We start from the raw sequence: 20,508 nt of genomic DNA on the forward strand, positions 1-20,508 counted from the left end.
CCCAACTAGCCACTGAACGTATTGTCCTTACTACGTTGCTGTAAGAAGTTGTTTCGGTAGTCATCTGTAAGTTCTTTCACTTCCTTACTGAGGAATAAGATGGCGATGACGTTAGGGATAACAAAGAGTGCTAACGTGAGATCAACTAGTTCCCATACGAACTGAAGGCCACCGATTGCTCCGACAAATACGGCACAAATATAAACCACCCTCATCACTTTAGAAGCTTTAGACCCGTATAGGTATTCTGCTTGTTTCTCTCCATAGAAGATCAGGACACCGATGGTACTAATGACAAAGATGAGAAGAAGGGAGGATACGAAAATTGGGCCCCACGTTTCTCCCATCAATCCAGCAAATGCGTCAGAGACCATATCCGATGCATTAGAAGGTTTCACATCCTTCCACGCTCCAGATACGAGAACGGTGAAAGCTGTAATTGTGCAAAGAACGATCGTATCAATGAAGACACTAAATATTCCCCAAAGACCTTGTCGGCTAGGGTGTGGTGTGTGAGCAGCGGAGTGTGCGATCGAAGCAGTTCCCATTCCAGCTTCGTTCGAATATAGTCCTCTCGCAAGGCCCCAACGGACTGCTGCAGCAAACCCAGCACCTGCAAAGCCACCTGCTGCAGAAATCGGTTGGAATGCATGGACAAAAATCAGCTTCATCACTTCAGGAAACTGGTCGATGTTGATCACCATCACACCGATAGCGCCTCCGATGTAGGTTAGGATCATAAACGGTACGATTTTCTCTGCAACAGATCCTATTCTTTTAATTCCTCCAAACACTACGATTGAAATAAGAATCATCAGAATGATACCCGTCAACCAGGTAGGGAGACCGAATGATCCTTCGGTTAAGGTAGAGATCGAGTTTGTTTGTACCATGACGCCCGGTATAATTTCAATCATTAGACCGAATGCAAAGAGCCATGATGCGAATTTCCAGTTAAGTCCTTTACGTATGTAATACATTGGCCCACCAACATAAACCCCATCTTTGTTTTTTTCTCGATACTTGATACCCAACACGATCTCAGAGTATTTCGTCGACATCCCGATGATGGCAACGACCCACATCCAAAAGATCGCGCCTGGTCCACCGAACGCAATCGCAACCGGTACGCCAACAATGTTTGTAGCTCCCGCAGTAGATGCTAGAGCAGATGTGAAAGCCTGAAATGGCGAGATCGTTCCATCGCCTTTGTTTTTTTCGAAAATTTTACCGATCGTATGTTTCAAGGTGTGGGGGAAGAAAATAATTTGAAAAAAGCCGAGTCGGATGGTTAAAAAAAGCCCTCCTCCTAAGAGTAAAATCATCATCGGATAGCCCCATATGAATCCGGAGAACTCCGAGATCGCATTAAGAATCGTTTCCATTCTAATCGCTCCCTACGAATATAGTGTATAACTTTAATATCCAAAAATAGGGAATGTGAAACTTAGTCTAAGGAACAATAAAAAAAACAGCCGGGTCAAACCGGCTGTTTATTATTGAGGCTGTTGGCCGTTAAGCTGATTCTTAACGTGCTGTACTTCTTGCATCTGCGCAGGTGCTGCTGGCTGATAGTACCCTTTTTGTTTTGCGTAGTGATAAAGGTTATACTGCCTTTGTTCATCAGTATTTCTTATTTGTTGAAGCGTCTGACGCAGTTGTTCGTTATCACATTGTGAAATAACACTACCATAGTTGATCAGGCTTCCATTTAGAGCTGACAAGTAATCGTTGACCATATCCTTCTCATTCATTACTTTCTCCTCCTTAACCTAAAAAAGACATAAGCTGTTGTTTTGTATTTCTTGCATCTTGCGCATCTTTTTGCAGCATTTGCTTTAGTTCAGGACAAGTACAAGTTTGGGCATACGTATCAAGTTTATTTGCCAGCGTGTCGTGACCACCGATCATGTGGCGAAGGTTCTGCAACTCCAATTCATTCAACTGTTCCATAAAAGTCCCTCCTTCTATTGAATCAATCTTAATATTGAATGTTGAGGGACTTTTTATACGCGTTTACGCGATGATGTTTCGATTGTTTGTGAATTGCTCATACTCTTTAGTAGCCATGATTTCTTCTAATATATGTACAACGTTCCACACATCTTCAAACGACGTATATAACGAGATCGGTGCAAGACGAATGACGTTTGGAGCTCGAAAGTCAGGAATCACGCCTTTGTTTTTTAACGCTTTGCAAATTCTAGCAGCTTCGTTATGTTCTAAACAAACATGGCCACCACGGCGATGGTCCTCTGCAGGGTTAGCTATAGTGAAGCCAAAGCGATTCAGTTTTAAAGCCGTTAACTCCATTAAGTACTTCGTGAGCTTTAACGACTTTTCTCGAATTTGTTCAATGCCCGCTTCAGAAAAAATTTCTAACGAACCAATCAATGAAGCCATGCTGAAAATATGAGGTGTCCCGATTTGAAATGCTCCAGCGGTTTGTGCATGATCAAGGTCATGACTCATATCGAATTGAACGTCTTTCTTCGAGCTGAACCAACCTGCAAGGCCTGGTTTCTTTCCTAGGTGTTTTTCATGGACATAAAGACCGCCGACACCACCAGGGCCACTGTTTAAGTATTTGTACGTGCACCATACCGCGAAGTCAACGCCCCATTCGTGTAAGTGATGAGGGATGACACCGACGGAATGCGCAAGGTCGAACCCTATTATGATGTCTTTATTATTTGCTGCTCGAGTTATTTTTTTGATGTCGAGTAATTGACCGCTACGATACAAGACAGAAGGGAGGAGGACTAGTGCGACTTCGTTCGTCATCTCCTTAATAATGTCGTCTTCATCAATCGTACGACCATCTGAACTTTGCACCTGAATGAGATGTTCGTCTGGTGATAGTCCGTGAAGCTCTAGCTGTGCTTTTATTACATAGATATCTGAAGGGAAAGTGAGTGAATCAGCGATGATCTTCGTTTTCTTATCATATGGCTTGTAAAACGTTGTTAGCATTTGATGGAGGTTAGTGGTGATCGAACCTGTTGTGATCGTTTCGTCTTCTTTTGCTCCGATAAGGGGCGCAGTCATCTTGCCAAGCATTTCTGCCATATAAAACCATGGTTGCTCCGCGTCTGTCCAACCATTGATTCCATGCGTTTTCCAATCGTCAATCGATTGGAGTAGAGAAGCTTCAGCTCGTTTTGAGAGAAGGCCAAGTGAATTGCCATCCATGTAGATGGAATGGTCCGGAGTATAAAACTCATTTTTGAAGTGGCGTAGAGGGTCTTTTTCGTCTAGATCTTTTGCATAATAAATGGACTGTGGTACACTCAATTTACTCAGCTCCTTTAGTATCATAATCGTATGGTAAAGAATGAGAAGCTGTCAACGCTTACATAGCCCGATATGAAAAAACTAAATGTTTTTTTGAAATAATGATTGACGTGTTTTGGCTTAGGGTGTTATTATATTAATTGTCGCTGAAACGGAACAAAACCACATGCGGGTGTGGCGGAATTGGCAGACGCGCTAGACTTAGGATCTAGTGTCTTACGACGTGGGGGTTCGAGTCCCTTCACCCGCACCAGAATAGATGCGCCCGTAGCTCAATTGGATAGAGCGTCTGACTACGGATCAGAAGGTTAGGGGTTCGACTCCTCTCGGGCGCGCCATTACATAACATAGCGATGAAATCGGGAAGTAGCTCAGCTTGGCAGAGCACTTGGTTTGGGACCAAGGGGTCGCAGGTTCAAATCCTGTCTTCCCGACCATCACATAGCGTGGCGGTGTAGCTCAGCTGGCTAGAGCGTACGGTTCATACCCGTGAGGTCGGGGGTTCGATCCCCTCCGCCGCTACCATATAATTAAATAGTGGAGGGGTAGCGAAGTGGCTAAACGCGGCGGACTGTAAATCCGCTCCCTCAGGGTTCGGCGGTTCGAATCCGTCCCCCTCCACCATTTTGGGCTATAGCCAAGCGGTAAGGCAACGGATTTTGATTCCGTCATGCGCTGGTTCGAATCCAGCTAGCCCAGCCATTTTGCGGGTGTAGTTTAGTGGTAAAACCTCAGCCTTCCAAGCTGATGTCGTGGGTTCGATTCCCATCACCCGCTCCATTACATAATTTTAATTAAGACTTTTCCAAGAATGGAAAACGTGGTATACTAACTTTCAGTTATCGTATCACACATACTACCATGCGCCTTTAGCTCAGCTGGATAGAGCAACAGCCTTCTAAGCTGTGGGTCAGAGGTTCGAATCCTCTAAGGCGCGTATCTCAAAACCTCTGAGTGGTTACACCACTCGGAGGTTTTATTTTGTGAGTGAAGATAATGACGAGGAGTTCAAAAAGGCGAACATTCGCGTGAAAAATCAACCCATTATTAATTTTTGCGTATATTCGCACTCGTATCTCTTGATTTTCCCGCTTAATATGCTACTATATCCGTAGAAACCTTATTGCAGTAACTGACGACAAATGTGGAAGTAACCACAAGGGAGCTGTAATGAATAAAGCCGGTCGTCTGGGCGAAGAAATAGTGATATTTCTTAACACTGTCTAGGAGGAATGAGTTCATGTCAGAATCCAAATTATTAGATGGAAAAGCAGTTGCAAATCGTGTGAAAGAACAGCTTAAAGAAAGAGTGGAAGCACTTAAAACACAAGGTGTTACGCCCAGCCTCGCAACGATCCTTGTTGGAGATGATCCTTCCTCTGAAACGTACGTGCGAATGAAGGGGAATGCATGTGAACGTATAGGGATTGTATCAAAAAAGATTCATCTGCCAGAGGAAACAACCACCGAAACGTTGCTTGAAACCATAGAAGAACTGAACCGCGATGATGCTGTCCATGGTATTTTGCTTCAGCATCCTGTGCCGTCTCAAATCGACGAACGCCTTGCATTTGAGACGATCGCGATCGAGAAAGACGTCGATGGCGTGACGAGTGAAGGGTACGGACAGACTGCTCTAGGGTTTGGTACATACCCATCTTGTACCCCTGCAGCAATTATGAAGATTATGGAAGACTATGACATTAATCCTGAAGGTAAGCATGCGGTCGTTGTAGGAAGAAGTCCTATCCTTGGAAAGCCCGTTGGTGCTCTTCTTTTAAATGAAAATGCTACAGTCACGACTTGTCATTCGAGAACTGTTAACTTGGCAAAACATGTTAGTCAAGCTGACATCGTAGTTGCCGCTGTAGGAAAGCCAGAGTTCATCAAGGGTGAATGGATCAAAGAAGGAGCGATCGTTCTCGATGCTGGTTACAACAAAGGCAATATCGGTGATGTCGAATACGAAACAGCAAAAGATAGGGCGTCAGCAATTACTCCTGTTCCAGGAGGCGTTGGTCCTGTTACGATCGCGATGTTATTAAAACATACGGTAGATGCTGCAGAAAAATCTGTAATTAGCTAACGAAAAACTCGGGTATGATCCCGAGTTTTTTTATGTAGGAAAGCACATTTCATGAGCATTTTACTAATTGGTTTGGGAATACTGTGTTAGTCTCGTAATGAAAGATCATTAGTGAAGGGAGCATGAATAATGAAACTAGAAGGTAAAGTTGTACTCGTTACAGGCGCAAGCAGCGGAATAGGTGAAGCAATCGCACGCCATATAGCTGATGAAGGAGCTAACGTGGTACTTGCTGCACGTCGAGAAGAGAAGTTAACTGATCTCGCTCAGTCTTTAAATGATCAATCGAACGGAAAAGCGCTCGTAGTGAAAACGGATGTTACCAAAAAAGAAGACATGGAAAACTTGGTTAAAGAGGCGAAAGATACATACGGCAAAGTTGATATGATCATTAACAATGCTGGTGTTATGCTACTTTCGTTCATGAAGAATGATGAAGTGGATCAGTGGACTCAGATGGTAGACGTAAACATTAACGGTGTTCTTCACGGTGTTCACGCAGTCTTACCAGACATGCTGAAGCAGGAGAGCGGCCACATCGTCAATGTTTCAAGTGTTGCTGGACACGAAGTATTTCCTTCTAGCAGCGTCTATAGTGCAACGAAATACGCTGTTCGTGCATTATCGATGGGACTCGAAAAAGAACTTTCGAAAACAGGAGTCCGCGTAACAAACATCTCTCCAGGTGCAGTGGAATCTGAACTTACAAACCATATAACTGACGACGAAGTGCTAGAAATGTTTAAAGATCGAGCAGCTACGATGAAGAAGCTTCAAGCTGATGATATCGCACGTGCTGTCGTTTATGCACTAACACAGCCTGATTACGTTAACGTTAATGAAGTGGTTGTTCGACCTATGCAGTAATAGACTGGCGAACGTAAGCTTGAATCCAATGAGAATCATTGGGTTCTTTTTTTGTTTCCGAAAACTTCCAAAAAATCCTTGAAACATCGTATATCAATAATAATGGCTATCCGAATCCCGCATTTAATCCAAATATATCAAAATTCGACCAAAAAATTTAGGTGCTCGATCGCTTGATATAAAGAGGTTTTAAAGAAAAGGTTAGATTTCCTCTCACTTAATTTTCTGAAAAATACTTTAATTATTACAGAAAGTGCGTTAGTGTAACTATTAACGGAATAAATAAGGAACGTATCCGAAAATAAAGAGGGGGAATGGCCTTGAGCTTTAATGACCAGAAAGATAGCTATGAAGTTGAAAAGAAATCGATCGTTTCAAAGGTACTTGATGGCGTGGAGCGAGCAGGTAATAAGCTGCCTCATCCATTTATGCTGTTCGTTTATTTATCAGTTGGAATTATCTTATTGTCGTTCGTTGTAAGTATGTTCGATGTGGAAGTGGTCCATCCAGGTACGAAAGAGGAAGTGGCGATCAAAAGCCTCATGTCTGGTGAGGGTCTTACGTATATCCTGACTTCCATGTTATCGAACTTTACTGAGTTTAAGCCGCTTGGACTCGTGCTAGGAATGATGCTCGGAATAGGATTGGCTCAAAAAGTCGGCTTAATTCAGACGTTTATGAAAAAAACGATTATCAATGCACCACCACGTTTTGTAACATATGCGGTTATCTTTACAGGGGTATTAGGAAACCTTGCCTCAGATGCAGCTTTTATTATCGTACCGCCGATAGCAGCGATGGTGTTTTTAACGCTTGGGAGGCACCCGATAGCAGGTCTCGCTGCTGGATTTGCAGGAGTTGGTGCTGGTTTTACAGCAAATATTATTATCGCTGGTACAGATGCTTTACTCTCTGGTATCTCAACAGAAGTTGCCAAAAATATCAGTGATGACCTTGTCGTGACACCAGTAGATAACTGGTACTTCATGTCGTTCTCAGTCATCATGCTGATGGTTGTAGGTGCTTGGGTCACGGAGAAAATAGTTGAACCAAAACTAGGAAAATACGAAGGAGAAGTAACAAAAGAATTAGAGAAAGTAACGGACGTCGAATCGAAAGCATTAAGGAATGCAGGGATTGCTGGTGCAATCTTTCTTACTATCCTAGCGTTAGCAACTTTTTTACCAGGTGCGCCATTAAGTAATGAAGACGGCGGATTGATTCCTTCTCCATTCTTAGACGGTATAGTTCCGATCATCTTATTTATGTTTATCACAGTTTCAGTTGCCTATGGCGTTACAGTTGGCAAGATAAAAGGAACAAGTGATGTTCCACGCTTCATGGGTGAATCTATGAAAGATATGTCTGGATTCATCGTGCTTATTTTCGCGGCAGCGCAGTTTATTGCCTACTTTAATTGGAGCAATATCGGTGTTTGGATTGCGGTATCAGGAGCAGAATTCCTACAAAGTATCAATATGACAGGATTACCTGTCATCGTAGGTTTTATTTTCTTAACAGCCATTTTGAATCTATTTATATTCAGCGGATCTGCTCAGTGGGCGTTGATGGCACCCGTATTTATACCGATGTTTGCCTTATTGGACTTCAACCCAGCGTTCGTACAACTTGCCTATCGGATCGCCGATTCTTCAACGAATATCATTACACCGTTAAATCCTTATGTACCAATGGTCCTTGCATTTATGAAAGAATACGATAAGAAAGCAGGGTTCGGTACGCTGTTCTCTGTCATGCTACCGTATACAGTCGTATTTCTTATCATATGGACAGCGATCTTTATTGTGTGGACACTACTTGGACTTCCGATTGGACCAGGAATTCACATGAAACTATAAATACTACTTGGAGTTGATGGTATGAATTTTGAACTGAGCAACAACCGTATACAAGAAATCATTGAAATGAGAAGACATCTTCACAGAAACCCTGAAGTTAGTGGAGAAGAACGAAATACTGCAACGTTTATTTGTAATAAATTGAGTGAATATGGCATCCCCTTCGTCTCAGGAATCGCTGGGAATGGAATCAAAGGTATTATCGATGGAGGGAAGTCCGGTCCAACTGTAGCATTAAGAGCTGATATTGATGCACTTCCAATCGATGAGAAAACCTCTTGTGAATTTACGTCTACTACCGATGGTGTTATGCATGCATGTGGACATGATGCCCATACCGCTATGTTACTTGGAGCTGCGAAACTATTAGTCGAACGAAAAGAAGAGATAAGCGGCAAGATCTTATTAGTGTTTCAACCTTCAGAGGAAGATGCGCCAGTTGGAGGATCGCAGCCGATGATGGACGATGGCTTGTTTGAAGATGATGAGCCTGATGTTATATTCGGACAGCACGTTTGGCCAGACCTTCCTGTTGGGCAAATCGGTATATCTGATCGAGAGATGATGGGGGCATCTGATCGGTTTAAAGTTACGTTTAGAGGAAAGGGCGGGCATGCTAGTATGCCGCATCAAACGACTGATGCCATTATCATCGCTAACACTGCAATCATGCAACTTCAGTCGATCGTTAGTCGAAACATCGATCCTCTTCAATCAGCTGTATTGACAGTGGGTAAGATCGAAGCGGGGTATCGCTATAATGTTATAGCAGATACAGCTGTGATAGAGGGCACGATTCGCACGTTTGATCCATCTGTGAGGAAACAAATGAAAGAGCGTTTTTATCAAGTGATCGAAAGCAGCTCCGCTTCGATGGGTGGAGAAGCGATAATCGATTATGTTGAAGGATATCCAGCTACCATTAATCATGAGCGTTGGGCGAAACGAGTAAGGGAAACGGCAAGAAAACATTATGGAGAAGAAGCTGTTCCTTCTGTTAACCCATCTCTTGGAGGAGAGGACTTTAGCAGGTATTTACACCGGTATCCAGGAGCGTTCTTTTGGTTAGGGGTTATGCCGGACAGTGGGAAGCCGTTTCCACTTCACGATCCATATTTCGAATTGAATGAAAAAGCTCTATCGATTGGCGTGAAGATGCTTGCTAACGTTGCAGTCGATGCATTAGAGGAGCTGAAAGTAACGTGAGTAATACGTCTACTATCGAATTGAGTAAAAGGGAAGAGAGTAACCTGATTTCATTACGCAGGGATTTTCATTCATACCCTGAATTAGGTTGGACTGAATACGTAACAACTTGGAAAATTGCTAGTGCTCTTAATAACCTTTCGTTTTCTTTGTATACCGGTCATGAATCGCTCGAGCATAGTGCGAGAATGGGTCTTCCGACACCTGAACAAATCGTCTCTGAAGAAGAACGAGCGAGAGCATATGGTGTCCCAGATGACATGATGAAAAAAATGGCTGACGGTTGTACTGGATTAGCAGCTGTGCTGGATACCGGGAAGGATGGACCGCACATAGCTCTTCGATTCGATATCGATGCCTTACCGATTCAAGAAGATCGTTCAACTGATCACTTTCCCATTCATCAAGGCTTTGCATCTACTCGTGACGATGTGATGCATGCGTGTGGCCACGATGGTCATACAGCAATCGGAGTTTTTCTTGCTAAGTACTTAGATGATATAAAAGATCAACTGAATGGTAAAATCACAATCTTGTTTCAGCCTGCAGAAGAAGGCGTTCGAGGTGCCAAAGCGATGGTTGAAAAAGGATTGCTTGATGTAGTTGATTATTTTTTAACAGGCCATCTTGGAATCATAGAGGAACGGAAAACAGGAGAAGTAACCACTTGTACGGGAGGCTTCCTTTCTACTTCAAAATTTGATATCGAATTTAGTGGAAAGAGTGCACATGCTGGAAAAGAACCTGAAACAGGGAACAATGCGCTCTTAGCAGCAGCTTCAGCAGCACTTCACCTTCATGGAATATCCAGGCACAGTGATGGTGCCACAAGAATAAACGTGGGGACCCTAAATGCTGGCCGGGGAAGGAATGCAATACCTGATCGAGCAAATATGGAAGTGGAAACAAGAGGTGAATCTTCAAACCTAAATGACTATATGGCAAGAGAATTGGAACAAATCGTTCACGGAGCTGCTCACATGTATAACGTTAACGTTACTAGTAAATTGATGGGGCACGCATCTTCTGCTGAGAGCGATTCAACATTGTCCGAAGTAGTACAAACTGTTTTGAGACACTCGAATTGCGTTCATACGGTACATGATTTCGGAGAACTAGGTGCTTCTGAAGATGCTACGCTTATGATGGATAAAGTGAGAAAAGGCGGAGGAAAAGCGGCTTATCTGTTATTTGGAGCAGAATTAGCCGAAGGACACCATCACTCATCATTCGATTATGATGAATCCGCATTAAGGATTGCGTTTGAAACATATCTAAACACGATTTTGAAACTTCAGGGGGAGTATAGATGTTAAAGGTCGATGAACAGTGGTTATCTGATATTACTTATCAGGTAAATTGTACAGATACCTTGCTTAAAGAAGAAGGGTTCACAAGGCTTGGGTTCAGTAAAGAAGAAGAAAAAGCGATTCAGCAGTTTACAGAAATCTCAACGAACTTAGGGTTGCATACTAGACAAGATGAAGCGGGGAATGTGATTGCGAAATGGGAAGATTCTGATTCTAAAGATGCTCCCATTGCGATCGGCTCACATCTTGATACAGTAAAACATGGTGGTGGCTTTGATGGAGCTGCTGGTGTCATTTGTGCTCTAAGTGCAATCAAAACCCTTAAAGAGAGCGGTTTTACACCATCAATCCCAATCGAAGTAATTTGCTTTAGGTCTGAAGAGTCGTCAAGGTTTGGCGTCTCGACAATCGGTAGTAAAGCAATGGCTGGACTCCTTGATAAAGAGGCGATCAAGGATGTGAAGGATGAGGATGGAACAACGGTACAAAAAGCTGTAGAAGAAGTTGGGTTAACGTGGAGCAATTTTGAAAAAGCCGAACGAATGGAATCAGAGTTACAGCAATTTATTGAACTTCACATCGAGCAGGGGACGAGAATTGAACAAGCTGGCTCTTCGTTTGGAATTGCACGCGCAATTGCTTGTCCAGTAAGGTTGTCCATTGAACTTTCAGGAAAAGCGGGTCATACCGGAACGACTCCGATGGATAATAGACGAGATGCTCTATGTGCAGCTGCCCCTTTAATTTCTTACGTTTCTGAAGAGGCAAGTAGACGTTCTAAAGCAAGTGATTATCCTGTAGTGGCAACAGTTAGTACGTTAACTGTTGAACCGAACGTGATGACAATAATACCTGACACTGTTCAGTTAGGAATCGATATAAGAAGCGTTGATGATGAGCTAAAGAGAGAGCTCGCAGAAGATATTGAGAAGAAAATTATTTCACTTGCAAATGAAAGCGGAGTAGAATGCCGTGTTGAAACTCTAGTTGATGACGATTCAGTATTTCTTGATCCAGATACGTTAGCAAGCTTAAAACAAGTGGGCGAAAGTCTTGGATACAAAGGATTTGATATGGAAAGTGGAGCTGGTCACGATATTATGAATATGGCACACAAATGGCCGACGGGACTGCTTTTCATTCCGTGTAAAGACGGGGTGAGCCATCATCCTTCAGAATTTGCGAGCCAAGAGGATATGGTTATGGGTGCTGAAATCATAACCCATTATTTAAAAAATGAAGCTTAAGATCAACCCCTTCTAAGTGGAAGGGGTTTTTTCTAGTATAGAAATCTTTGGTATAGTAAAAGAAAAGGTGTTGGAGGGTGTGCGATGAGAACGAAGCTTGGAATTCTCGGACCGGAAGATTCGATCATGAGAATTAAAGAAGTAGCAGAAAAAATGACAGACCTTGACGTACTCTATTTTCCTTATGAGCACGCCGCACAGTCAGAATCGATCATAAGGGAAAATAATCATAAGATCGATCACTGGTTTCTGTCTGGACCTGCCTTGTATCACTACTTATTAAGAAAAAACTTGATTAATGAAGAGAATGCCAGCTTTCCAGACCTTTATGGAGCAAGTTTGATGGGCTCTATCGTTGAAATGATGACAACATCCCACACCTCGATCAAACGGGTAAGTCTAGATACCATTCAAAAGGCTGAAATGGAGAGGGTAAGAAGCGAGTTTGCTATCGAAAAAATAGCTTTCACTTTATATGGACAGCAAGAATTTCTGCCTGCTGAAGATGTCATCGCTTTTCATAAAGAGCTTTACGAACAAGGCAAAGTAGATGCGGTGATGACGTGCATAAAAACCGTTCATCTTAAAATGAAGGAACTTGGGATACCGTGTTTTCGAATTTCACCTTCTCGACTTAGTATCGAGTTAGAACTCAGATACATAAGGGAGTATGGTCAGGCGAACTGGTATAGGAAATCTTCTCTTGGTATTGTTGGTGTAGAAGTAAATGCCAAAAGCCTTCACCAAGAGCAACAATTTTATTCCTATAAGATCAAACAGCAGATTTTAGACCTTAAACGATTACTATTAAATTTCTCTGAGCAAGTTCAAGGCTCATTCGTTGAAGTTGGAGATGGCTTGTTTTTTATCTATTCTACAAGAGGAGAGCTTGAAGTCAGAGATGATCATTTCTTACCAGCAGTCGTTCTAGATGATATGGAAAAACAAACAGGATTGTCTGTTCATCTTGGTATCGGTTATGGCATGACTGCATGGGGCGCCGAACAAAATGTAAGACATGCCCTTCGATTATCGAGTAATGATGAGGAAAAACAAGCTGTCCTCGTTGATGAAGAGAAGAAAGTAACGCTCTATAAGAACGATGAACGTGTTAGCTACCAAGAACGAATTCTCGGAGACGAATGGAATGAGAAACTAAAAGAAGCAAAGCTCAGTCCTGCAGTCGTGTCGAAACTTTCTTCCTATTACCGTCACTACGGCAGAGAAGCTGTTACGGCAAATGATATAGCAGGATGGTTGAAGAGCTCCGATCGAAATGCGCGTAGAATCTTAATGGAATTAGAGCGGTTAAACTTAGCAGCAGTAAAAGGTGAAGAGGCTGCCGGTCAGAGAGGCCGGCCAAAGAAGGTTTACGAGCTTTACATATAAATTAAAGCCAGCAAATGCTGGCTTTTAAGATTCATTCTCACTCTTTTTATAGATTCGCTCCACGACTTCCTGAAGCGAATCGGGCTTATGAAACTCGATTGGAGAGAAGCCTTTTTCAAACGTAATCGAATCGGCTTCGATCGCAAGTACATATTTTCCGTTCACTTTCGCTAAGTGAATACTTTCTCCAAAATCAGACAGCATCGCTTTTACAGAAACATGATCGAGCTTAAGCTTCCATTCTACGTCAGGAGATTGTTCCACGATCTGCGAAGTAGCTTCCACTACTTGCTCTGTGGTAAAGTGCTCTTGTAACTCTCTCTTAGGACTCGCCGCCCATTCTTCCATCACCTGTTCGAACTGTTCTTTTTCTTCGCTTTCTGGTTGGAACGTTTCTTGAATGTGGTCCTGAACGATATCCATGGTTTGTGTTTTCACGATTTCGGGCATCGATTTTTCATATTCGACCCACTTTAAGAAGTCTTCGAAATACCTAGCGTGTGAGGACTGGTGAACTTTAACTTCGGCGCTATCGATCATGCCCTCTTCTGGCATGTAGGGGTATTGAACGGATTTCATGTTTTTTGTTGTAATGGCCATCTCGATATTTTCTATTAACGTATCTTCGTTAGTAATTGTTGCCACTTTCGGTTCGAAGTCACATTTCATTATAAAAAGGAACGGGTCGTCGAATAGTTTAGTGAGCTTAGCGGATGCGACAATCAACACGCCGCCTCGAATCGCGCTCGTATCAAGATACATTTGGACGATTTGATCTGCTTCTGATTCAAAATCATCAGCCGTTTCAGAGTATCTTGCTCTGTGGAATAAATTAAAATTCGGATTAGATGTCAATTCATGACCAGGTTCAACCATAAAACGACCGATTTTAGTAGGAGCTCCTTCGGATTTTGCGTGACGATCAACTTTTCTTTTTGTGATTTTCGCAAGCTCTCCATCTAAAAAAGATTTAAGGGGGCTATCGGTATATGTAACTTCATCTAGCGTTTGAAAATGTTTATACTGTGCTTCTTCATTTTCCTTCGGACCTTCTACGAGGTAAAAGGATAAATAGTTCATAGAAAATTCCATTTTATCACCTGTTTTCTTAATACGTTAATCAAGTATAGGCAAGGAAAATACATACGTCAATTGCTGAATCCAGTAATTTCTTGATATAGGCTGCTCGTCAGTTGTAAACCATAAGCATAAGAATGTTTAACCCTATAAGGAATAGGGGAAATAACGTTTAAATATGCAATATAAAATTTTATTTTTAAAAGCAATATTTGACAGAAATGTGAGGCTACATGATGAATATACAATTTGACCTAATCAACGCTCGGATAAAAACCGTATATGGACCAAGCACTCAGAACATACAAAAACTTACTTTTCATTCGAAAAATGCGACTGAATCTTCTTTGTTCTTTGCGATAAAAGGAGAAAATCATGACGGTCACTTGTATATTGAAGATGCAATAAAAAGTGGAGCAGTTGCTGTAGTAGGAAGCGATTCATCTCTATTAAAAAGGTTTACGGAGGAATATACTGAAATAACGTTTGTAGATGTTGAAGATGTGCGCATCGCCATGGCTTATTTTTCAAAACACTTTCATAATAGTCCAGATGAACGGTTGAAGACAGTTGGCATTACAGGGACAAATGGCAAGACGACAGTAGCTGCATACGTAAGGTCGCTGCTAACTCTTCTAGGTATGCCATCGGGTTCGATCGGTACGTCAGGTATTTATACTTCGAAACATAAAATCCCTTACAAGAAGAGTACCCCGACTACCCCAGAATCAGTCGATCTTCATCAGATTTTCCATGATCTTCTCGACGCAAATGATTCGGCGGTTGCGATGGAAGTTACATCGATCGGTCTAGATCAGAAGAGAGTTGCAGGCGTATATTTCGATGTAGCGATTCATACGAACTTATCTGTAGAGCATCTCGAATATCATAAAACCTTCGAGAACTATAAGGAATGTAAACTTCAGCTGTTTCGTCAAGCGCATTCAGCAGTCATCAATGTGGATGATGAAGGCATGGGTCAAGATCTCTTAGATTTGTTTAACGGTCCTACCGTGACATATTCGTTGATGCCTGAAACAGAATCAGATTTAAAAGCGGTTGATATCAAGCATAGCGATGCAGGTACGACCTTCACACTGCAAGTCAATCAAAAGGCGTACGAGGTTTATGTGCCAGTGTTTGGAGAGTATAACGTCGCTAACGTATTGTCAGCGATCGGAACTGCAATGTTGTTAGGCTATAATATCCCTCGGATTCTTCATGTGCTGACAAAGCTTGAAAGCCCCGAAGGAAGATTTCAAATTATCGAAGTACCACCTAATCAAAAAGTCATTCTAGATTACGCTCATACTCCTGTTGCATTAACGAGGCTCGTGGAAGAAGTTCGTAAGTTAAAGCACAGCCGATTAATCGTAATGATTGCAGGGATCGGAATCAGAGACTTTGAAAAGATGCCTAAGATGGCAAAAGCAATCGATGGGAAAGCGGATGAGATTATCGTGACGGTCGATCATCCAGGACACCATGACCCTTCGATTATCGTTGATAAAGTGATGACGGGTTTTAGTGACCCTCGGGCAACTCATATTCACCGCACAAATACAAGAAGAGAAGGCGTGCTTAAATCACTGGAACTCGGTGGTGAAGGAGACATTATTCTACTTACAAGCGGTTGTATCAATGGAGCTCAAATCGTGAAAGGGAAGGAAATCCCCCATTCTGATGAAGACATTATTCACTCGTACTCATACATGACATCGTAACCCTCCTACGTGAGGGTTTTTGTGTGAAAAAAATGTAGTTGAAATAATCATGAAGGTAACGTACAATTTTATCTTTGAGATTGGTTAGAAGGGACGTAATGGAGTGACCTGGGAAATACTAAACATTATTGGAACAATAGCATTTGCGGCGAGTGGCGCCCTTGTAGCCCTAGAAGAAGAATTTGATTTTCTTGGTGTAATCGTTCTTGGACTTGCGACTGCATTCGGTGGAGGAATCATCCGTAACTTATTGATCGGCGTTCCCGTCCCATCGATATGGGAGCAGGATAGGCTCATCATAGTAGCCATCGCAACGATTCTCATCTTATTCATTCTTCCTGCTTCTTGGATTAATTATTATTGGGAAAAATGGGGAAGTTTCTTTGATGCGATCGGCTTAGCTGCATTTGCCATTCAAGGTGCACTCTATGCAGAAAGTATGGGCTTGCCATTCATAGCGGCTATGGTTGCAGCTGCAATGACAGGAACTGGTGGAGGAATCATCCGCGACTTACTTGCGAGAAGAAAACCAACTGTCCTCCAAAAGGAAGTATATGCCGTTTGGGCTATGATGGCAGGGCTCTTGATCGGCCTTGGCTATCCACAAGGATTAACTCCTCTCATGATCTTGTTCGGCATGATCGTCTTCTTACGAATGCTTTCTTTAAGACTCGGTTGGAAGTTACCTTACCGAACGCTTTCGTAACGATAAGTTAGCTTGTAAACGGAAAGTGATCTAGAACTACAGAGCTCGCATATATATAAAAGCGCCGATTCGATTCGGCGCTCTTTTTTTGGCGTTTAGCAGAAGTAGAATACTTAACAAGTATGAAAAACAGTGATTTTTTTAAAGTTTGTATAGTACAGAGGAAAGTTTCAGGGGTGAAATATATGGTGAAATGTAGAAGTGGAACTTCTGTTAAAGGGCAGGATTGTGGAAGACTCTGTTTCGAGATAATTACACTGTTTTTAATCTGAGTTGAACTGTATAATGGATTAAAAATGGAAAAATTATGGGGGTATATGTATGAAAATTGAATGGGTTAATCTTAAAGGATTCAGAAACTTTCAAGATGAAACAATAAATTTCGCTAATCAAACCTTGGTTATTGGAGCTAACGATGTAGGGAAGACCAATCTAATTTACGCTTTGAGGATACTATTTGACAGAAGTTTAAGTGACACCGATTTAGACCTTAGCAATGCTGATTATAATGTTTACAGCAAAACAAATGAAATTGAGATAACAGTAAAGGTGTCAGATGTGGTGGAGGATTGCCTAATTAGTACTTTTAAAGGTGATATAAGAGATAACCACTTAATTATACAATACCGAAACCAATTAAATGGAGAGTATAGCATACATACAGGTCCTGATTTAGAATCATTAGAACTCAAAAATTCAAGGTTTTACATTAAAAGATTGAATATGGAGTACGTGAATACGAATAGAGATTTGACATCCTATATGAAAAGAGAGAGGAATTTTATACTTGAAGATTCAAAATTAAGTCTCAATGAGATTGAAAATGAAGAAGACAATAAAAATATTGAAGAAATGGGCAAGAGTCTGGAAAGTGTAAATAGCAGAATTGATAATCTCCACTATGTGAAAGGCTCATTAAGTCATGTTAATAATGAATTAAAGTATTTAGCAATACATAATGAAGATAAAGATTTAGGTTTCGTAACCCCGAGCTCTGATATTACAAAAATGTTGAGTAATATGGAATTAACATATACAACCGAAGATGAGTTACTCACTATCGGTGGAGATGGTAGGAATAATCAAATATTTTTAGCTACTTGGGTAGCTAGACAAAAGAATAAAAAGAGCCTGGAAAAAGTAACCTTCTTTGCTATCGAGGAACCCGAAGCACATCTTCATCCTCATCAACAGAGAAAGTTATCTAATTATTTGCTAGAAAATTTCGATGAGCAAATTTTTATTACTACACATTCTCCCCATATAGCTTCAGAATTTCGACCGGATAAGATTGTTAGACTTTATACTCACCAAAAGCATACAAAAGTTGCAAAGGGGGGGTGCAGTAATAAGTTAAAATTAGATTTTGATGATTTTGGTTATAGGTTAAATGTAATAACATCTGATGTGTTTTTTGTGAATGGAGTTTTTTTAGTTGAAGGACCATCCGAGGAGATTTTTTATAAGGCCTTGGCAAAAGAGTTAGATATCGATATTGATAGACTTAACATTTCAATTATTCCGGTTAACGGCGTAGGGTTTAAACCTTATATTAAAATTTGCTTAGCATTAAATATCCCATTTGTGCTTCGGACTGATTCTGATATTTTTAAAAAGACTAAAACTATCAACGGTGATAAAGAAGAGTTTTACTATAACGCAGGGATCTCTCGGATTATGGGAATCTATAATGATTTATTTGAGGAAAGTGGTTTGTTGAAATATTGGAATGATAATAGTGAACATAATGAATGGGATATTTCATTAGGAAAAGATCACAAACCAGAAGAAGCTATACAGCTTGAAGATCATATTAGATATCATATCAATTTTGACGGGCTCTTTTTATCAGAAAATGATTTAGAGAACGATTTAATTAATAGTGAGCTTTATGATTCTCTTTCGGTTTTTTATGGAACTACCAATAAAAATAGCATTCTCAATAAAATGCAGGATGCTAAGGCAGAGAATATGCTAAGTTATCTAAGAGACCACTTTAAAGAACTAAAGGATATAAATGATAATAGTATAACTAGCCCTCTAAAAAGCATAAAAATATTAGCTGAGAAGGTTGCGCGTGGAGATGATTAAGAAACATACTCCAAATCAAGAACAGCAAAATATAATAGACGTTGAGGGAAACGTTGTTGTAACTGCTAACCCCGGTAGTGGTAAAACTTTCACAATTGTTGAAAAGGTTAGCGTGATTATAGAACAGCTATTAGATTATCAGGGGATTATAGCTATTTCATTTACCCGAAAAGCCAGTAAAGAATTAGAACTAAGGTGTAAAAAAAGAGGTATAGATATAAGGGGATCTTTTTTTGGAACAATTGACAAATTTTATCTTACAGAGATTATTTATCCTTATGCTAAGTTCATAACAGGTTCAAAAATAGAGCTGGAAGTCAGGAGCTCAATTGAAGAGTACCCTGAGTATAGAGAACTGTTAGGTCTCTCATCAAGTACTGGTAATGAATATTTGAACCAGTTGCTTCTAAAATCCCTAAGTGAAGGCCACATTTTTCTTGAAATATGTGGAGAGATAGCCCTTTATATAATGAATAATGTAAAAGAATGTAGGTCATACTTGCGTGCAAGGTATACTCATATATTCATTGACGAGTATCAAGATTGTGGAGAGGTACAACACAAAATTTTCAAAACTTTGGTTGATAATGGAATGGTAGGAGCTGCTGTTGGGGATCTTAACCAAGCTATTTATGGTTTTAGTAATAGATATTCTAAGTATCTATTATCTTTGATAGAAGATCAGAATTTTACTCATCTTCAAATTAGTAAAAATCACAGATGTCATCAAACTATATCAGAGTATTCTTTAGCATTATTAGGTGTTAGAAACATATCATTGTCACAAGAACCAAGAGTAAAAAAGATAAATATTGAGGGAACAGATAAAGATATAGCCAAAGCCATTGATCGTGAATTACCAAGGTTAAAAAGAGAATATGGTTTAGTGAAGAATAGTGATTTTGCTATCTTGTGTAGAGGAAACGCATCTGCCAAAAGAGTTTCAAGTTTTCTAAATACAGACAATAAACTATTTGAAGACACTCCACTCGACAGAAGTAATTCTCGTTGGGGGATATTATTTAATGATATATTATCTTCTTTTTTTTCTTATAAAGCATCCCAATCCACCATTATCTATTTTGTAGAACAGTATATTAACGAAGAAACAGATAAAAAGAAATTTACTAAAGCACTAGAAATGATAACTTCTTTATTTTCTTTAGAAGATTATGAGTTGAAAAACAATTATAGTCTTTTAGAGGAAATAGCAGAGTTGATTTACCCTGGTTATTATGAAGAGACGATTTGCACAACCGTTCAAAATATTTTAACAGATGATTTGAGAATTTCAAACTTCAAGCCTGCTACAGATAACCAAGTGAATATTATGACCATCCATAAATCTAAAGGTTTGGAGTTTAATTTTGTCTTTTTATTAGACACCTATAAATATATTTTACCTCCTGAGCATAGAAATGCCACACTAGAAGATTTTGAGCAAGCTTTGAATTTACATTATGTTGGAGTAACAAGAGCAATCGAAGCTTGCTATATTGTTATTTCAACCTGGAGATACAGGGCATATAGAGATGATTTTGTTAACGCCGAAGAGTCTCCGTTTCTTTATACCAATAATGTAGCAAATTTAAGGGAAAATATTTTTTGGAATATTGAATCAGACAAAATGTAAAGTTAGTAACTAATTCATA

General features: G+C 40.6%; 16 protein-coding genes, 8 tRNA genes and 1 riboswitch. Of the genes, 19 read left to right on the forward strand and 5 right to left on the reverse strand.

From position 1 onward, the window contains the following. Positions 1 to 5: 5 nt before the first annotated feature. The 4 genes from ACXAEY_RS09090 to kynU all read right to left on the reverse strand — a co-directional run bounded on the left by ACXAEY_RS09090 (position 6) and on the right by kynU (position 3,318). Positions 6 to 1,385 carry an alanine/glycine:cation symporter family protein gene (locus ACXAEY_RS09090; RefSeq protein ID WP_474811470.1) on the reverse strand — a complete coding sequence of 460 codons (1,380 nt, stop codon included), beginning with the start codon at positions 1,383 to 1,385 and terminating at the stop codon, positions 6 to 8. Positions 1,386 to 1,496: 111 nt separating this feature from the next. Beyond that, positions 1,497 to 1,754, reverse strand: coding sequence for a spore coat protein (locus ACXAEY_RS09095; RefSeq protein WP_270179002.1), 258 nt, complete (start codon positions 1,752 to 1,754; stop codon positions 1,497 to 1,499). A 13-nt stretch (positions 1,755 to 1,767) separates the two neighbouring features. Further along, positions 1,768 to 1,953, reverse strand: a complete 186-nt coding sequence (locus tag ACXAEY_RS09100; RefSeq protein ID WP_270179001.1) for a hypothetical protein — start codon at positions 1,951 to 1,953, stop codon at positions 1,768 to 1,770. Positions 1,954 to 2,016: 63 nt separating this feature from the next. Continuing rightward, positions 2,017 to 3,318, reverse strand: a complete 1,302-nt coding sequence (gene kynU, locus ACXAEY_RS09105) for a kynureninase (protein WP_474811473.1) — start codon at positions 3,316 to 3,318, stop codon at positions 2,017 to 2,019. A 144-nt stretch (positions 3,319 to 3,462) separates the two neighbouring features. On the opposite strand from kynU, the gene ACXAEY_RS09110 reads away from it, so the two are divergent. From ACXAEY_RS09110 to ACXAEY_RS09180, 15 genes are all read left to right on the forward strand, one after another. Then, positions 3,463 to 3,547 (forward strand) — tRNA-Leu (locus ACXAEY_RS09110). 8 nt (positions 3,548 to 3,555) lie between these two features. Next, positions 3,556 to 3,632, forward strand: a tRNA-Arg gene (locus ACXAEY_RS09115). A 22-nt stretch (positions 3,633 to 3,654) separates the two neighbouring features. Beyond that, positions 3,655 to 3,731 (forward strand) — tRNA-Pro (locus ACXAEY_RS09120). 11 nt (positions 3,732 to 3,742) lie between these two features. After that, positions 3,743 to 3,819: transfer RNA gene (locus tag ACXAEY_RS09125), tRNA-Met, on the forward strand. 14 nt (positions 3,820 to 3,833) lie between these two features. Beyond that, a tRNA-Tyr gene (locus tag ACXAEY_RS09130) sits at positions 3,834 to 3,918 on the forward strand. A gap of 3 nt (positions 3,919 to 3,921) precedes the next feature. Then, positions 3,922 to 3,996: transfer RNA gene (locus ACXAEY_RS09135), tRNA-Gln, on the forward strand. A gap of 4 nt (positions 3,997 to 4,000) precedes the next feature. After that, a tRNA-Gly gene (locus tag ACXAEY_RS09140) sits at positions 4,001 to 4,074 on the forward strand. A gap of 83 nt (positions 4,075 to 4,157) precedes the next feature. Continuing rightward, positions 4,158 to 4,231, forward strand: a tRNA-Arg gene (locus ACXAEY_RS09145). Positions 4,232 to 4,412: 181 nt separating this feature from the next. Then, a riboswitch (ZMP/ZTP riboswitch) is annotated at positions 4,413 to 4,495 on the forward strand. A gap of 39 nt (positions 4,496 to 4,534) precedes the next feature. Then, positions 4,535 to 5,380 (forward strand): bifunctional 5,10-methylenetetrahydrofolate dehydrogenase/5,10-methenyltetrahydrofolate cyclohydrolase, encoded by an 846-nt coding sequence (locus ACXAEY_RS09150; RefSeq protein ID WP_474811475.1) that lies wholly within the window; start codon positions 4,535 to 4,537, stop codon positions 5,378 to 5,380. A 126-nt stretch (positions 5,381 to 5,506) separates the two neighbouring features. Then, entirely contained in the window at positions 5,507 to 6,247 is a 741-nt protein-coding gene (locus ACXAEY_RS09155; protein WP_474814776.1) for an SDR family oxidoreductase, read from the forward strand. A 368-nt stretch (positions 6,248 to 6,615) separates the two neighbouring features. Beyond that, complete coding sequence (locus tag ACXAEY_RS09160) at positions 6,616 to 8,106, forward strand: AbgT family transporter (RefSeq protein ID WP_474814778.1); 1,491 nt, start codon at positions 6,616 to 6,618, stop codon at positions 8,104 to 8,106. Positions 8,107 to 8,127: 21 nt separating this feature from the next. After that, complete coding sequence (locus tag ACXAEY_RS09165) at positions 8,128 to 9,312, forward strand: M20 metallopeptidase family protein (RefSeq protein ID WP_474811477.1); 1,185 nt, start codon at positions 8,128 to 8,130, stop codon at positions 9,310 to 9,312. Continuing rightward, positions 9,309 to 10,628 carry an amidohydrolase gene (locus ACXAEY_RS09170; RefSeq protein ID WP_474811479.1) on the forward strand — a complete coding sequence of 440 codons (1,320 nt, stop codon included), beginning with the start codon at positions 9,309 to 9,311 and terminating at the stop codon, positions 10,626 to 10,628. Before ACXAEY_RS09165 ends, ACXAEY_RS09170 begins: the two co-directional genes overlap by 4 nt. Then, a complete protein-coding gene (locus ACXAEY_RS09175; protein WP_474811481.1) occupies positions 10,622 to 11,869 on the forward strand; it encodes a M20 family metallo-hydrolase in 1,248 nt (415 codons plus the stop codon). The genes ACXAEY_RS09170 and ACXAEY_RS09175 overlap by 7 nt, the downstream gene beginning before the upstream one ends. Before the next feature lie 84 nt (positions 11,870 to 11,953). Further along, positions 11,954 to 13,258: a hypothetical protein gene (locus tag ACXAEY_RS09180; protein WP_474811483.1), complete on the forward strand. Its 1,305-nt coding sequence runs from the start codon at positions 11,954 to 11,956 to the stop codon at positions 13,256 to 13,258. Positions 13,259 to 13,282: 24 nt separating this feature from the next. Here ACXAEY_RS09180 and ACXAEY_RS09185 read toward each other — a convergent pair whose 3' ends face one another. Beyond that, complete coding sequence (locus ACXAEY_RS09185; protein WP_270182356.1) at positions 13,283 to 14,350, reverse strand: DUF3900 domain-containing protein; 1,068 nt, start codon at positions 14,348 to 14,350, stop codon at positions 13,283 to 13,285. Positions 14,351 to 14,571: 221 nt separating this feature from the next. On the opposite strand from ACXAEY_RS09185, the gene ACXAEY_RS09190 reads away from it, so the two are divergent. From ACXAEY_RS09190 to ACXAEY_RS09205, 4 genes are all read left to right on the forward strand, one after another. Next, entirely contained in the window at positions 14,572 to 16,059 is a 1,488-nt protein-coding gene (locus ACXAEY_RS09190) for a UDP-N-acetylmuramoyl-L-alanyl-D-glutamate--2,6-diaminopimelate ligase (protein ID WP_474811485.1), read from the forward strand. Positions 16,060 to 16,162: 103 nt separating this feature from the next. Next, positions 16,163 to 16,765, forward strand: a complete 603-nt coding sequence (locus ACXAEY_RS09195; protein WP_270182355.1) for a trimeric intracellular cation channel family protein — start codon at positions 16,163 to 16,165, stop codon at positions 16,763 to 16,765. A 321-nt stretch (positions 16,766 to 17,086) separates the two neighbouring features. Next, positions 17,087 to 18,856, forward strand: a complete 1,770-nt coding sequence (locus ACXAEY_RS09200; RefSeq protein WP_474811488.1) for an ATP-dependent nuclease — start codon at positions 17,087 to 17,089, stop codon at positions 18,854 to 18,856. Beyond that, positions 18,849 to 20,489 carry a UvrD-helicase domain-containing protein gene (locus ACXAEY_RS09205; RefSeq protein WP_474811490.1) on the forward strand — a complete coding sequence of 547 codons (1,641 nt, stop codon included), beginning with the start codon at positions 18,849 to 18,851 and terminating at the stop codon, positions 20,487 to 20,489. The genes ACXAEY_RS09200 and ACXAEY_RS09205 overlap by 8 nt, the downstream gene beginning before the upstream one ends. Positions 20,490 to 20,508 lie beyond the last annotated feature (19 nt).

This window comes from Anaerobacillus sp. ABA4_114 (assembly GCF_056159065.1).